At 60.9% G+C, this 14,318-nt stretch carries 18 protein-coding genes; 2 read left to right on the top strand and 16 right to left on the bottom strand.

The genetic code is table 11. From position 1 onward, the window contains the following. From O4H62_RS00660 to O4H62_RS00690, 7 genes are all read right to left on the bottom strand, one after another. Entirely contained in the window at positions 1–588 is a 588-nt protein-coding gene (locus O4H62_RS00660; RefSeq protein ID WP_269385161.1) for an NAD(P)H-dependent oxidoreductase, read from the bottom strand. Then, positions 588–1,169 (bottom strand): NAD(P)H-dependent oxidoreductase, encoded by a 582-nt coding sequence (locus O4H62_RS00665; protein WP_269385162.1) that lies wholly within the window; start codon positions 1,167–1,169, stop codon positions 588–590. The genes O4H62_RS00660 and O4H62_RS00665 overlap by 1 nt, the downstream gene beginning before the upstream one ends. Positions 1,170–1,179: 10 nt before the next feature. Next, positions 1,180–2,577, bottom strand: coding sequence for an FAD-binding oxidoreductase (locus tag O4H62_RS00670; protein ID WP_269385163.1), 1,398 nt, complete (start codon positions 2,575–2,577; stop codon positions 1,180–1,182). Positions 2,578–2,580: 3 nt separating this feature from the next. Then, the gene (locus tag O4H62_RS00675) at positions 2,581–3,903 is read right to left on the bottom strand and encodes a cytosine deaminase (protein WP_269385165.1); all 1,323 of its coding nucleotides are present in this window, start codon (positions 3,901–3,903) and stop codon (positions 2,581–2,583) included. Continuing rightward, positions 3,904–4,755 carry an ABC transporter permease gene (locus tag O4H62_RS00680; RefSeq protein WP_269385167.1) on the bottom strand — a complete coding sequence of 284 codons (852 nt, stop codon included), beginning with the start codon at positions 4,753–4,755 and terminating at the stop codon, positions 3,904–3,906. After that, a complete protein-coding gene (locus tag O4H62_RS00685) occupies positions 4,742–5,527 on the bottom strand; it encodes an ABC transporter ATP-binding protein (RefSeq protein ID WP_269385169.1) in 786 nt (261 codons plus the stop codon). The genes O4H62_RS00680 and O4H62_RS00685 overlap by 14 nt, the downstream gene beginning before the upstream one ends. Positions 5,528–5,599: 72 nt before the next feature. Continuing rightward, complete coding sequence (locus O4H62_RS00690; protein ID WP_430538355.1) at positions 5,600–6,601, bottom strand: ABC transporter substrate-binding protein; 1,002 nt, start codon at positions 6,599–6,601, stop codon at positions 5,600–5,602. Positions 6,602–6,885: 284 nt separating this feature from the next. Between O4H62_RS00690 and O4H62_RS00695 the strand changes: the two genes are divergently transcribed. Then, positions 6,886–7,281 carry a RidA family protein gene (locus tag O4H62_RS00695; protein WP_269386254.1) on the top strand — a complete coding sequence of 132 codons (396 nt, stop codon included), beginning with the start codon at positions 6,886–6,888 and terminating at the stop codon, positions 7,279–7,281. A 19-nt stretch (positions 7,282–7,300) separates the two neighbouring features. Then, positions 7,301–8,095 carry a creatininase family protein gene (locus tag O4H62_RS00700; RefSeq protein ID WP_269385173.1) on the top strand — a complete coding sequence of 265 codons (795 nt, stop codon included), beginning with the start codon at positions 7,301–7,303 and terminating at the stop codon, positions 8,093–8,095. 21 nt (positions 8,096–8,116) lie between these two features. Here the strand turns inward: O4H62_RS00700 and O4H62_RS00705 are convergent, their stop codons facing one another. From O4H62_RS00705 to O4H62_RS00745, 9 genes are all read right to left on the bottom strand, one after another. After that, positions 8,117–8,479: a hypothetical protein gene (locus tag O4H62_RS00705; protein ID WP_269385174.1), complete on the bottom strand. Its 363-nt coding sequence runs from the start codon at positions 8,477–8,479 to the stop codon at positions 8,117–8,119. 217 nt (positions 8,480–8,696) lie between these two features. Continuing rightward, positions 8,697–9,011 carry an antibiotic biosynthesis monooxygenase family protein gene (locus O4H62_RS00710; RefSeq protein WP_269385175.1) on the bottom strand — a complete coding sequence of 105 codons (315 nt, stop codon included), beginning with the start codon at positions 9,009–9,011 and terminating at the stop codon, positions 8,697–8,699. Beyond that, a complete protein-coding gene (locus O4H62_RS00715; RefSeq protein WP_269385176.1) occupies positions 8,996–9,244 on the bottom strand; it encodes a hypothetical protein in 249 nt (82 codons plus the stop codon). Before O4H62_RS00715 ends, O4H62_RS00710 begins: the two co-directional genes overlap by 16 nt. Before the next feature lie 4 nt (positions 9,245–9,248). Then, positions 9,249–10,268 (bottom strand): TonB family protein, encoded by a 1,020-nt coding sequence (locus O4H62_RS00720; protein WP_269385177.1) that lies wholly within the window; start codon positions 10,266–10,268, stop codon positions 9,249–9,251. Continuing rightward, positions 10,265–10,669 carry an ExbD/TolR family protein gene (locus O4H62_RS00725; RefSeq protein WP_269385178.1) on the bottom strand — a complete coding sequence of 135 codons (405 nt, stop codon included), beginning with the start codon at positions 10,667–10,669 and terminating at the stop codon, positions 10,265–10,267. Before O4H62_RS00725 ends, O4H62_RS00720 begins: the two co-directional genes overlap by 4 nt. Positions 10,670–10,677: 8 nt before the next feature. Continuing rightward, positions 10,678–11,022: a biopolymer transporter ExbD gene (locus O4H62_RS00730; protein WP_269385179.1), complete on the bottom strand. Its 345-nt coding sequence runs from the start codon at positions 11,020–11,022 to the stop codon at positions 10,678–10,680. Positions 11,023–11,053: 31 nt separating this feature from the next. Next, the gene (locus O4H62_RS00735; protein ID WP_269385180.1) at positions 11,054–11,695 is read right to left on the bottom strand and encodes a MotA/TolQ/ExbB proton channel family protein; all 642 of its coding nucleotides are present in this window, start codon (positions 11,693–11,695) and stop codon (positions 11,054–11,056) included. Then, positions 11,692–12,147 (bottom strand): hypothetical protein, encoded by a 456-nt coding sequence (locus O4H62_RS00740; RefSeq protein WP_269385181.1) that lies wholly within the window; start codon positions 12,145–12,147, stop codon positions 11,692–11,694. The genes O4H62_RS00735 and O4H62_RS00740 overlap by 4 nt, the downstream gene beginning before the upstream one ends. 18 nt (positions 12,148–12,165) lie before the next feature. Further along, positions 12,166–14,217, bottom strand: coding sequence for a TonB-dependent hemoglobin/transferrin/lactoferrin family receptor (locus O4H62_RS00745; protein WP_269385182.1), 2,052 nt, complete (start codon positions 14,215–14,217; stop codon positions 12,166–12,168). Positions 14,218–14,318: the final 101 nt, after the last annotated feature.

Raw genomic sequence — 14,318 nt, forward strand, 5'->3', positions numbered from 1 at the left:
TCAGATCCTGGCCAGGCGCTTCTCCACCCTGGCCAGATATCGGGCCCGGCTTTCCGGCGTTGATTTGTCCATCAGGTAATGCGCCATGAAAAGGCGGCGGCAACTTTTGCCGCAGAGCGCGCGCATGCCGCGCAGGATGGTGCGCTTGCCGGGGTGAGCCACGACATAGGACCACCAGCGCGGCGCACCGCAGGTGGTGATCACGCCCAGCAGATTGATATGCGTCATCAAGGGTTCGATCGGCCCGGGGCCGTCGGGGATGCGGAATGTCAGGTCCGGGGTCCAGACCCGGTCGAGCCAGCCCTTGAGCATCGCCGGAAGCCCGTACCACCAGGTCGGATAGACAAACAGCAGGCCCTCTGCGGCCCGGAGCCGTTCGGCATGGCCGGGGAACGGGTGATCGGCCAGCTTCATTTCGTTGTAGTGGCGGCGCTCATCGGCCGGCATCACCGGATCGAAACCTTCGGCATAGAGATCGAGCAGATCCACCTGGTGACCGTTCTTCTCGAGTGCGCGCAAGGCCGTATCGCGGATACTGGCGCAGAAGCTTTCGGGAACCGGGTGGCAGTAGACCAGAAGAATACGCATCAGATGCTGTCCAGGGTACGTTCCACCTTCGACATGAACGCGTGCCGCGTCTTGTTGGTGGAGAGGTTCATTTCATAATGGGCAAGGTAGTTGACCGGCGCGCCGGGTTTCACTGTTGCGCGCAGCATCCTGTTGGCGATCTTGCGCGGCGGATCGCCCATCAGCCAGGTACGAAACCGCGATCCGCCATAGGAGGTGACGACAACGATCCTGGCGATGTTGTGCAATGTCGGCCGCACCTTACCATTGACCAGTCCGAAGGACACGCCGGGGAGGAACACGCGGTCGATCCATCCCTTGAGAATGGCGGGAAAGCCGTAATTCCAGACCGGGTAGACCAGCACCAGCGCCTCGGCTTTGAGCAGGCGCTTTACATAGTCATCGACCGGCTGCCGGTTGGTTTCGAGGTCATGGTAGTTCAGCCGCTCGGCCTCGCTCATCACCGGATTGAAGCCGTCCGCGTAGAGGTCGATGGCGTCGACGGCGTGGCCGTTTTTCCTCAACCGCGCGATAGTCATGCGAAACAGGCTTGCGTTGAAGCTTGAGGCAACAGGATGGGCATGGACAACGAGTACGCGCATTCGGAAGGCCTCAGCTTGCCTGTTTCAAGCCTTTGAACAGCCACGTCTTTCCAGCGCCAAAGTCATAGTCCGGGTCGTCCCAGGCGATCATCTTGCCCGGGTTGAGCAGGCCCTTGGGATCGGCTTCGTGTTTGAAGGCGAGCTGGATCTCGTCGGTCTGCTTCATGCCGCCTTCCTCGAGCGTGTAGCGGTGCGGATTGAAGATCGGGCAGCCGTTCTCATTGTGCAGGTCCATGATCTCCTCGAGCCGCTCCTCGGTGGTGAAGCGGATCAACGGCAGGCCGAAGCAGGTGATGTCGCCGTCGAAGCGGACGAATTCGAGGTGCGAGATCAGTTCGCCGGGGAACATCCGGTCCATCTTCGAGGCGAGCTCGAGCTGGTTGGGGAACGGGTAAAGCACCTGCAGGTAGGTCCAGGCCGGATCGACCCGGAGCGCGCGCAGGGTGGTGTGGTTCCAGGCCAGTTCGAATACCGGCGGCAGCCCCTTGAGGTCGCCTGCCGTGGTGGCGTCAAAGACGATCTCGCCCGCATTTCGCGCGGTAAAGGCCTTGAAGGCGTCGTGGCTGTGCGGCGCGACCATGACCAGAACCACGCTCTGGCCTTCGGTCAGGAATTTCTGGTGACGCTTGAAGTAGTCGAACGGGCAGGGGGCGGCGACAACCGATATCAGCTTGGTCAGGATGCCGTCCTGGCGTGCAAGTGCGTTGGCATAGCTTGCCGCCGCATCGAAGCTGTCGAAGCCGACGATGGCGTCGACCCAGTCATAGGCCGGCGCCAGCGGCATTTCGATCTCGGTTATGATTCCGTTGGTGCCGTAGGCATGGGTGACCTTGTGCAGGTCCTCGCCGATCAGTTCCAGTACCTGCGGCTCTTCCTCCATGGTCACCACGCGCAGGCGGATGATGTTGCCGAAATCGCGCAATCCGCCCCAGGAGATCGAACCGACGCCGCCGGAGCCGCCGGCAATGAAGCCGCCCACGGTGGCGGTGTGGGTGGTGGAGGGATGCATGCGCAATTCCTGCCCGGAAGCGGCGCGCACCGCCTTGTCGAGATCGGAACAGATGACGCCGGGGCCGCAGATCACCCGGCCCGGAGCGATTTCCCTGATCTCGTTCATGTCGGCGAGGCTGAGCACGAGGCCGCCGGACAGGGGCATGGCCTGGCCGTAATTTCCGGTGCCGGTGCCGCGCGGGGTGACCGGCACATCATGACGGTAGCAGGCCTTGAGAATGCGGATCAACTCGTCCTCGTTGCGCGGCGAAGCGACCAGATCCGCGGTGACATGATCGAGCTGGCGCTTGAGCACCGGCGAGTACCAGTAGAAATCCCGGCTCTTCTGCAGAACGATCTTGTCGTTCTGCTCGATGCGGATGCCGTCCAGATCGGCGATCAGTGCGGTCATGTCCATGGCTCAGGGCTCCATCAAATCATCAAGGTCGGAATAATCGGGCAGAGTGGCGTCAATCGCCCTGCCGTCGCGGATCACGGTTCTGTCGCTTTCGGGACGGGACAGAAGCTCGGTCAGGCTGCGGCCGCGGAATAGCACCAGGTCGGCCTTGCGGCCGGCAGCCAGCAATCCGGCGTCATCGAGCCGCATGGCGCGGGCCGGGTTTGCCGCCACGGTCGCCGGCCAGTCGCCGACGGGATGGTCGAAATGTACGATGCGGGTGGCTTCGCGGTAGACCTCGAGCACATCGAGGTCGCCATAGGCATAGAACGGATCACGGGTGTTGTCGGAGGCGACCGCGACATTGATGCCGCGCGCCGCCATTTCATGCAGCAGGGTGACACCCCGCCAGCGCGGTGTGGTGGCATCCGGACGGCGGTCCTGCAAGTACATGTTGCACATCGGCAGCGAGACCACAGAAAGGCCTGCGCGGGCGACCTTGTCGAGCGTCGCCTTTACCCTGTCATCGGGCTGGCGGGCCAGCGAGCAGCAATGGCCGACCATGATTCTGCCTTCAAAGCCATGCCGCAGGGCGGCATCGGCGATGCGGTCAAGCGAGATGGCGTTGGTATCGTCGGTCTCGTCGGCATGGAAATCGAGATCAAGCCCGAGATCGATGGCTTTTGCGAACATGCGATCCAGCAACATGTCGAGATCGGGCACCATGTAGGTGACGGCGCCAAGAATGCCCCGATGGCGTGCGATCGTGTCGGCCAGGCGATTGAACCAGCTTTCGTCCAGCGCCTGGTCGATGCCGAACAGGCAAGCGCCTTGCAACTCGATGCGGCCTTTCCAGCGCTCCCGCACGGTATCGAAGACAGGCCAGGAGATGTCCTCCTGCGGCGGCACGGAATCGATGTGGGTGCGCAACGCGCCGGTGCCGTGGGCATAGGCACAGGCGAGGGAGAACTCCATCCGCCGCTCGACGTCATCGGCAGTCCAGCGCGCGGCACGGTCTTCGCCCACGGCGTCCAGCGCCCCGGGGAAACTGCCGTCCGGGTTGGGCTTGCGGGCCCAGATGTGGCCTTTGTCGATATGGGTATGGCAATCGACAAAGACCGGGAATGCGATACCGCCACGGCAATCGACTGCTTCGGCAGCAGCGGGTGCGCCTTCGGCGGGGTGGATGGCTTTGATCTCTCCCCGGGAGATATCAACGGCTGCCAGCGCAAAGCCGTCAGTATCGAAGGCAAAGCCCCCGGCGCTTGCCAGATGCGACCGGTGCAACCGGATATTGCCCAGGGTGTAGGTGCTTGCGGCGGGCAGGGAGATGCTGCGCGGTGTCACTCATTGCTCCTGTTTCAGTGCACTCTCGTGCCAGCGATGCAGCACGAGGTGGGAGATCCATGACAGGGCGAGGAAGATGACGATGCCGGTCAGGGAAATGAGGATCAGGGCGGCGAACAGCCGTGGCGCGTTGAGCCTGTAGCCGGCTTCGATGATGCGCGAGGCAAGCCCCGAGGACTGTCCGGCGGTGCCCGCGACGAACTCGGCAACCACGGCGCCGATCAGCGCAAGACCGCCGGCGATCTTCAGGCCGCCAAGGAAGTAGGGCATAGCGGCGGGCAGGCGGAGATGCCACAGGGTCTGCCAGCGGCTGGCGCCGTTGAGCTTGAAATAGTCGATCAGGTTGCGGTCGACGGAATTCAACCCCAGCGTGGTGTTGGACAGGATCGGGAAGAAGGCGACGATCCAGGCGCAAAGCAAGAGTTTCGTGGTCTGGTCGTCGACATAGATGTTGATCAGCGGAAAGATCGCCACGATCGGTGTGACCTGCAAGACGATGGCAAACGGAAACAGGCTCATTTCGATCCAGCGGGACTGGGTGAAGAGAACCGACAGCCCGACGCCGCCGACAACGGCCAGCGCCAGCGACAGCATGGTTATCCGCAAGGTGACCAGCAGCGACGCAAACAGCAGGCCGGCATCCTCGATCAGCGTGTTGAGCACAACACCGGGGCGCGGCAGGATGTATTGCGGGATCTCGTTCCAGACGCAGACACGATCCCAGAAGCAGATCGCCGCTGCCATGATGATCAGCGGCAGCAGCCAGCGGCCGGTACGCTCGAGCTTGCGGCTGCGCTCGCGTCGGGCTTCTTCGGCGTCAATGACGGGCGGGGCTGTTTCAATGGACGACATCTGCGGCCTCCATGCCCATGGCGCGCGACAGGGTGTCGGACGTATTGCGGCAAAGCTCGGCATAGTGCGCCGATGTCCTGAATGCCGCGTCGCGCGGGTAGGGCGCATTGATCGTCAGTTCTTCGAACACGCGGCCAGGATGGGCGGCCATGACGGTGATGCGGTTTGACAGGAACACGCTTTCGAAAACCGAATGGGTAACGAACAGCACGGTGAAGCGGCGTTCCTGCCAGAGTTCGAGCAGATCATTGTTGAGCTTGAACCGGGTGATCTCGTCGAGGGCCGCGAAAGGCTCGTCCATCAGCAGCATGCGCGGGCGCGTCACCAGTCCGCGGGCGATGGAAACCCGCATCTTCATCCCGCCCGACAACTCCCTTGGCACGGCGGTCTCGAAGCCCGTGAGATGCACCCGTTCGAGCACCTCGGCAATCTGCGGTTCGGCATCCTTGCGCGAGACGCCGCGCAACCGCAACGGCAGCCAGACATTGTCATAGACGCTGGCCCAGGGCAGCAGGGTTGGCTCCTGGAAGACGAAGCCGATGTCGTTCTGCTGAAGCGTCGGGCCGCGCCAGTCGACCACGCCGGAGGTGGGTGAGGACAGGCCGGCGATGATCCGCAAGGCGGTCGACTTGCCACAGCCCGACGGGCCGAGAAGGCTCATGAAGTCGCCCTCGTTGACGGTCAGGTTGACCCGCTCCAGCGCGGTGACGCCGGATGCGAATGTCTTGCCAATGGATTGCAGGATCAGGAAAGGATTTGTCCGGTCGGGCATGGGTGTCCAGAGGATCGTCTTGCAGGATCAGAAGACCCGCCCGGACGCGTGCGATCCGGGCGGGTGGATGTCTTACTTCTTCAGGTCGAGCCCGACACCTTTGTTGACATAGTCGAGTGTGTAGGAGGCCTTGATGTCGAGGCCGTCCTTGACCACGCCGGCCTTGACCATCTTGGCATAGAAGCTCTCGACGCGCGCATCGGTCATGGCGCCGATACCCATTGTTTCGGTGTCGCCGGAATCTACGATACCGTATTCCTTCAACTCTTTGATCGAGAAGGCGATCTGTTCGTCCGTCATATCCGGATTGTCCTTCTGGATCAGGGCATTGGCGGCAGCGTTGTCGCCATAGAGATAGTTGTACCAGCCCTTGATCGAGCCTTCGACAAAGCATTTGACGGCTTCCGGCTTGCTGTCGATGGTTGCCTGCATCACCTCGATTGTGGTCGAGTAGGTGTCAAAGCCGTAATCGGCGACAAGGAACAGGTTGGGAATGAAGCCGCCTTCACGCTGAACGGCGTACGGCTCGGAGGTGATGTATCCCTGCTGCGCCGATTTCGGGTTGGCGATGAACGGAGCAGGATTGAAGGTGTAGGGCACCCGCTTGGAGGCATCAAAGCCGAATTCGGTGATCATCCACTGATAGTAGCTCTGGAAGCCCTGATCGCCGAGAATGAACTGTTCGGCATTCTTGAGGTCTTCCCAGGTGTCGAGGCCTTGACCGGGATGGGTCATCAGCACTTGCGGTTCCTTCTGAAACGATGCCGCGACGACCTTGACTGGAATGTTCTGCTCAACGGCCGAGAAGGCCTCAAGCAGGTTGCCGCCCATGTGGAACTCGATCTTGCCGGCGAGCAGCAGCGCGCGGTTGTTCACCTGCGGGCCGCCCTGGGCGATGGTCACATCGAGGCCGCAGGCGGCGTAGGTGCCGTCGGCGACGGATTGATAGAAGCCGCCATGTTCGGGCTGGGCAAGCCAGTTTGTTCCGAACGTGACCTTCTCGGCGGCAGAAGCCTGAGCGCCCATGGCCAGAACGACCGCCAGAGCGGCCGAGGAACGAAGAAGAAGCGTCATGTACACCATCCCTTGGTTTTGGTCGGGGATGCGAATCATCCCTCGTAATTTTACCAACATTCCTACCTTGCAAGCGTCATGCCATGACAAGCCGCGCAGGTCTTGCCACGGGTTTCCGGCGCCTGCTGCTTGCGCTTTTTGGGAAACTGCCTTCGGAATAATCCGGTTGCCCAAAAAAAAGCCCGAAAACGAAAACACTTTGCAGAGTGAACCATTCCAGTCCTGTTTGGAATAGACTGACAAAACTTTGTCGGGTTAATGAACACCGATCTTGTCTGCCGGGGATTGCCGCCGTGAAGCACCATACACCAGAAACGATAAAGGCGCCGTTCGCCCGCTACAGCCACGGGGTGGAAGTCCCGCCGGGATATCGGCTGATGCTTTGTTCCGGGCAGCTGTCGATCAGCGTCGACGGCGACATTCCGGAAACGGCGGAGGCGCAGACGGAACTGTGCTTCCAGAATGTCGGCGCGATCCTGGAAGCGGCCGGAATGTCTCTGAAGGATATCGTGCGGATCAACGCCTACGTCACGGATCGGGCACATTTGCCCGGCTACATGAAAGTGCGGGACCGCCTGTTTGCCGATCCGGCGCCGGCCTCGACACTGATGATCGTCTCGGGCTTTGCGCGCGAGGCCTTCAAGGTGGAAATCGAGGTTATTGCCGCTGCGCCGGAATGAAAGTTGAGGGAACATGATGATGAAGCGGAAAATCTGGTGGGGCGATTTCACCACACGCGAGTTCGAGGGGCTTGATCCGGAGACGACGATCGCGGTGTTGCCCGTGGCAGCCATTGAACAGCACGGGCCGCATCTGCCGGTGTCGACCGACAGTTCGATCATGCAGGGCATGCTCGAGACGGTGATCGACCGGGTGCCAGAAGATCTCGATATCCGGATCCTTCCTATCCAGTGTGTCGGCAAATCCAACGAGCATCAGCATGCGGCGGGCACGCTAACGATCCCGGTGACGACGCTGATCGAGCACTGGATCGAACTGGGTCACTCGATCGCCCGCGCCGGCATCCGCAAGGTGGTGCTGGTCAATTCGCATGGCGGCAACGAAGAGGTGATGGGCATTGTCGCCCGCGAGTTGCGGGTCCGGGCAAGGATGCTGGCGGTCAAGACCTCGTGGATGCGGTTCGGCCTGCCGGCGGGAATGTACAGTGCGACAGAGACGTCCTACGGCATCCACGGCGGCGACGTCGAAACATCCCTGATGCTGCATTTCCGTCCGGATCTTGTCGTCTTCGACAAGGCGGAGAATTTCGTCTCGGCGGTGACGCGCGCCGAAGGCGAGTTCGAACTGCTGCGCCATACCGGCACCCATGCCTTTGCCTGGATCGCCAGCGACCTCAACCCTTCGGGAGCGGTCGGCGAGGCCGCCCTGGCAACAGCTGAAAAGGGCGAGGCGACGGCCCGGCATCAGGCCGAAGGATTTATCCGGCTGATGAACGATGTAAGATCCGCCAAGCTCGACGACTGGCTCGCCTGACAACGCCGGACCTTGTCTGCGTCAGGGCTTGGGTATGGTTTTGATACGGCCGACCATTTCCACGATGTCGACCTTGAGAAGTTTCGAAAACTTGACGTTGATGGTGAATTTGCCCTGCGATCTTGCCTTGCCGCGGACCTGGTCGATGATACCGGGAATGGTCAGGCGCACGTCATCAATCCTGCGGGGAAAATAGTCGGAGGTCAGCAGGCAGCCATCCTCGCACAGATTGACCATCCAGCAGGGCACCGAAATTTCCTCTTCGCGTCCACGCTGACGGACACGGGCGATCACCGGGCAGTTTGCGTCGCGACGCGGAAAGACGCGCCGCTCATCCTTGATCTCGTCAAGGGACTGGGTGATCAGGTAATTTTTCGGCTTCATGGACAAACCCTCACTTAGCCGCAGACAGCTAAGCGCAGAGCTTGCCGCACGGAAGCTAATTAAGGGTTTATTTATTTGCTCGATAGTGAGGGGTTATTCGACTTTGCCGGTCGAAGCCAGGATCGCCATTGCCCGACTGTGCTCTGCCCATGGCATTGGATGGCCGGGCTGCTGCGCCCGGCCAATGCTTGTCATTGCCAGTACCGCCCATGCGGTTTCAGGCGTCGAGAACGGCCTCGAAGCCTTCGAAATTCGGGTGGCCGGCATACATTCCCTTGTTGTTGCCCGCATTCTTGTGGGCGTTGCGGAAATTCTCCGAATGGGTCCAGTCGATGAAGTTCTCATGCGACTGCCAGACCGTGTGGGATGCATACAGCGTTTGCCCGGTCGTGTCGTTTTTCGGGCCCTTGAGCAGGTGAAACGTCTTGAAGCCGGGAACCTCGGACAGGCTGGAGTCGCGATTGCGCCAGACATTTTCGAAAGCTTCCTCATGGCCTTCATTGATGATGAATCGGTTCATTGCGATAAACATGCGGTCTTCTCCTTTGTGTGGTGTTGAACTGGTGAATTTGATTCCAGGGACAACCCTGAGTCCCGTGAAATGTGGTTGATTGCTGCTTTTGCCTTGAGTTCTTCTGATCCTCCGACCGAATCTTGATCAAGCTGCGCTAGAGTGAGCAGATCGATAAATCCCGCTTCACCGGGCATCTGTTCGCTGGCGGACTTGTGCAGGTGCAATCGGCAAAGGGTCTGGAAACGGTGCATCTGATTATCTCCGGAACTCGATCGGAATGACAAAGCGGGTCCGCGCGCCCACCGGTGGCGCAGCGAAAGGGGCTGCACGCCTGACGTGGTCGATTGCAGCCTTGTCAACCCTGGCGTTGCCGGAGCTTCTCGACACGGTGACACTGACTGCCTGGCCGCTGGCGGTGACGTGGAAACTGACATGAGCCACACCCTTGCCGCCGGCGTTCCTCTGCCTCGTTCTTGCAATCTTTGTATAGACCTTGCCCGGATAGTTGGCCGCTGCGGCATTGCCCGAATTGGCCGATGTCGGCTTCGATTTGCTCTTGCCGCTGGAGGTGGCGCTGGCCGAGGACTTGCCGTCCCGGGATCCGGCCTTGTTGTTGACCTGTGATCTCGAGGTCTCGCTCCCGGCGCTGGATTTGGTGCGTGGTTTGTCCTGCTTTGGCGATTTCTGCGCCGGTTTGGGCTTGGGCAGCGGCACCGCGACGGGCTTTGGTTCTTCTACCGGGGTGATGGTTTCCGCCGGCTTGAGCGGTTTGATCTGGTCCGGCTCGCGCGGTTCGGTTTTCGTGGGCGTGATGCGGTGCGGCTGTTCACGTCTCGGCTCAGCCGCGGGCGTTTCCGGAACGACGGCTTCCAGCCTTTTGGCTGCGGATGGCGCGACAGGCCCATCATCCTGCGTGGGTTCCAGCTTGTACAGGCTCGGTGACGGAGCATTCGGCACCGGCACGGTAGCCGGCACGGTGGCTTGCGGAGGGGATGCGACCGGTTGAGTGACCGGCGTACGAGGTGTTGGCGGTGTGACAGGTGGCGGGCTCGCGATCGCCGTTGCTTCCGGCTCGACCGGATCGAGCCTGTCGCCAGCCTTGATCAGGTCGGCAAAATCGCTGCCCAGGACTGCCTCGGTCTCGCCATCGCCTCCCTCGACCAGGGTCTCCTGACCGAATTCCGGCGATATTGCCATGGCCGCGACATGCAGCAGGGACGAAGCCAGCAATGCAACGAGCGCCGCCAGACGCAATCTGGAGGGGCGGGAGATCATCGGCTTACGCCCTGTTCTGTGACGAGCATGATCCTGCCTGCGCCGAGGCCGCGCAACTGCCTGCCGATGTCGATGAGCCTGGCGGCGGGAAGCTCGCGGTCGGGGACCAGCCGTATCTCCTTGAGATCGTCAGGTGTCGTTTCCTGCTTGATGGTGACATAATGGGCCGGCGTGACGAGCGCGCCACGGTACTTCATCAACCCGTCCGGCATGATCACCAGCGCATCCGGCGGCTCCCGGTTTTCGAGGTCAGCGGTCGAGACAAGCCTGACCTCTCTGTCAAGCGGCGGGGCAATCTGGGCAGCAACGATGAAGAAGATCAGCATCAGGAAAACGATGTTGATCAGGGCGATCGTCGGCTCAGGTCTTGCCCGCCCGGATTTGTCTGGAGCCACTCGCATGGATAATCCTACCGCACGATCTGCAAGCTGATGCCGGTTGCCCGCCTGAGAACCAGCAAGGTGTCGACCAGTTGCTGCGAGCTCGCGGTTTCATCAACCGACAGGATTACGGCATTGACACCGGACTCGGACTTCAGCCGCTCGATCTCGCCGGCAACCGTCTCACTGGTCATTTCCGATCCGTTCAGCAGCAGGCGCTCAGCGGTGAGCTTGATAAAGGCCGGGACGCTCGCTTGCTGCGCCGGATTGCCACCGCCGGATGCGCCGAGCTCGACATCGGCAAACCGGGAAAAGGTCGAACTGAGCATGAAGAACAGCAACAACAGGAAGATGATGTCGATGAGCGAGGTCATCGAAATCTGGCGTCGTCTGTATCCGGAAGCTTCAAGCCGCATCGGCGGGAACAGGCCATCCGCCTGCCAATGAAGCCGATGAACGCGGATCGTCGAACGACTGATGCGCCACCGGGTTGAGAATGCGCGTCACCGCCATCTCGATGGCCAGTTGATGACGTTCGACACGGCTTTCGAAATAGGTGAGCACAATGCTCGTCGGCATGGCGACGGCAAGTCCCACGGCAGTGGTCAGCAGCGCCACCCAGATGCCGCCGGCCAGGATTGAGGGATCGACGCTGTTGCCCGATTGCTGCAGGGCCTGGAAGGCGGTGATCATTCCCAGCACCGTGCCGAACAGGCCGATCAGCGGGGAGATCTGCGCGATGGTGTCGAGAACCCGGAAACCACGCTGGAGGGTCTTGATCTGCGCGTTGGCGTTGACCGCCAGCACATCCTCGATATCGGCGCGGGAGAGCTTGTTGTCGGCTGACTGGCGCTTGAGGCGGACCGCCATCATCTCGATGCTGTGGACGCCCTTTCTGGTGCCGAGTCTCAGGGATCCGAACTGCCAGAACTTGTAGAGCGCCATGGCAACAGCGATCACCGAGAGCAACAGCAGCACAACAACGACCGGACCACCGACCGCGATGAGTTGAGCGATCCGGGCGATTGGGTTTTCGAGAAGGCTCATCCGACAATCTCCGTCTTGGAGGAACTCTTAAGCTCAAGAAGATCCACACATTCCGGGCCCTTGAGCGACTGGCCATTGAGCGATTGCCCCTTGCAGGAAGCAGCCCCGTTGATCAGAACCCGACCGATATCGCCGCAACTGATATCCGGCAGATCGAACTGCCGAACCCGCGTCTTGCCGTAAGGCAGGGCCTGGAAGTCGAACAGCGCGAAGCGGTCGACGGTTCCACTCGAGTTGAACAGAACGGTCTCCAGGGACAGCTCATCAATCGCGGCGCCGGTCTTGTTGGTTGCCACGAAGACCAGGCGGCAGGCGGGGCCGACCTGTTGGAGTGCGTTGAGATCAATGGACAGCGACGGCTGGGCTTGCTCCTGCGACCGCACAGGCGTTGCGGCAACCGCAAGCCCCAGGACGAGCGTCAGGATTGCCGGTTTGGGGATTGCGATTGCCATTTCCAGTCTCCTTGGGTGTTACCAGCCGAACTGCTTGGCAAGGCTGACCTTGAAGGTCCGGCCCTTGCCATTGTCGTTGGACAGGAAGTCGCGGTACTTGGCGTCGAAGACATTCTCGACCCGGAAGGACGCTTCCCATCCGTTGAACTGGCTTTCCTGGTCAGGGCGCCAGTTGACATAGACATCGTGGGTGTTGAACGACGCCCGGCGCAGGGCCTCGGCGGCAACATCCGTCGTTGCTGCGGTCGGGACCGGAACCCGTGTCTCTGCGAACACGAAGCGGCCTTCCCAGCCGAAACTCAGACCGCGATCCGGCAGACGGTAGCCGGCGCCGATGTTGATTTCCGCGGGGGCAACTTCGGTGAGCGCCGTGTTGTTGGTCAGATCCGTTCCCACAGTCAGGCCCAGTGCCGCGTCGGCAAAGAAGTTGTCGCTCTCGTAGCCTGCCTCGAATTCGACGCCGTAGATTTCCGCGCGGCCGACATTGACATATTGCGGATACATGTTGCGCTGGCGGACGATGAGATCATCGATCTTGTTGTAAAAACCGGTGGTCTTGAAATCGAAGGCGTCACCGGCCTGGATCAGGTCGGTTGTCGACACGACAAAGCCCATTTCGTAGTTGTTGGACTTTTCCTTCTTCAGGCCAAGGCTGTAATTGGGCCTGACGCCCGCGCCGTAGTCATTGGAGTAGATCTCGTCGATCGACGGAAACCGCTCGGTATGGGCGTAGGAGCCGAAGACCGAGAAATTGTCGGTGAACTTGTAAAGAGCCGCGATCTTCGGAGAAAAGGCCGTGTCGGTCTTGTCTTTGGGAACCGCTGCGCCTGCGAGCCTGCCAACGGAATCGCCGCCGCTCAGCCTCTGGTAATCGAACCGGACACCGGGGATGAGGGTCAGCCTGTCGTTCCAGATGAATTCGTTCTGTACGAAGACGCCGGTCTGGAAGTCGGTGCCTTCCGGATGGTGGCCGAGGGCAGTGGCCGTGCCGGTGGTGCGGTTCTGGCGGATAATCTGGCCGCCGACGGTGAGATAGTTCTCATAGCTGTCGCCGGTCCATTCGAATGTGTTCTGGCCGAGAAACTGGTAGCTCTCATAGCCATAGGTCGAATCCTGGCCGATGTTGCTAGCCGCACCGAGCGAGGCGTTGGTCTGCTCGTTGGTGATGTTGTTGTAAGACAAAGACAGCTTCAGATCGAGCCAGGGATTGTCAGTCGCCGCATCCTCGTAGGAAATCTGTGCCTGCCGGTTGTTGACCACGCGGTCGACCGTGCCGAAGGCGCCGGTTGGCTGCAGCTGCGAATAGGCCTGGTTGTTCTGGTCGCTGGTAAACTGGCTGTAGCTGACCTGAACTTTGCGCTCCCTCGATTCGTCGAGATAGAAAGTTCCCTTGGCCAGGCCATTCGGCGTGGTGAACTCGGAGCCCTGGACCGCGACGCCATCGCCGTCCTTGAATTGGTCGGCCTTGCGGTAGTTGCCGGTCAGCAGCACCTCGGCATAGTCGCTGAGGCGAAGTGCCAGAATGGCGCTCGTCAGATAGCCGTTCGGGTTGGAATCGTAGCTGCCCTTGAGCTTGAGGGCGCCGGTCTGGCCTTCGGCGAGAAAGTCGGATGCGTCCTTGGTGGTGAAATTGACGACACCGCCAAGCGCGCCGGAGCCGTAGAGTGTGGAGGAGGCCGGTCCGCGTAGAACTTCAACCCGCTTGAACAGTTCGGGATCGTTGAAGAAGCCGCCCATTCGGTACTGTTCGAAGAACTGCGGGACGCCGTCGACATTGACAAGAATCCGGCCTTCATCGGAGGCGGCTTCGCCCTTGCCGATGCCGCGGATATTGAAGGACTGACCCAAAGCGCGGTTGGTGCCGCCAATCACGCTGACATTGGGGATGTCCTTGAGCAGGTCGGTGACCGTCGAGGCCTGCTTTTCATCGATGTCTGTCTGCTCAAGGGCGGTAACCGCCTGAGGCGTTTCGGTGGCGACCTTGGCGCGTCCGGCGCCAAGGACAAGCCGCTGCAAAAGCGTAAAGCCGTTCTGCGGCTTGGCTTCCTCCTGTGCGTGGGCAGACGGCACTGCCGTGAGTGCGGTTGTCGTGCACAGTGCCAATGTCACTGCGGTGCGAGTTAGGTTTGTTCTGATAGCAGTCATAGCGCCCTTACCTGATCCATTTTATT

Origin of the sequence: Parahoeflea alexandrii (assembly GCF_027214025.1) — a bacterium.
GTDB classification, from domain to species: Bacteria; Pseudomonadota; Alphaproteobacteria; order Rhizobiales; family Rhizobiaceae; genus Hoeflea; species Hoeflea alexandrii_A.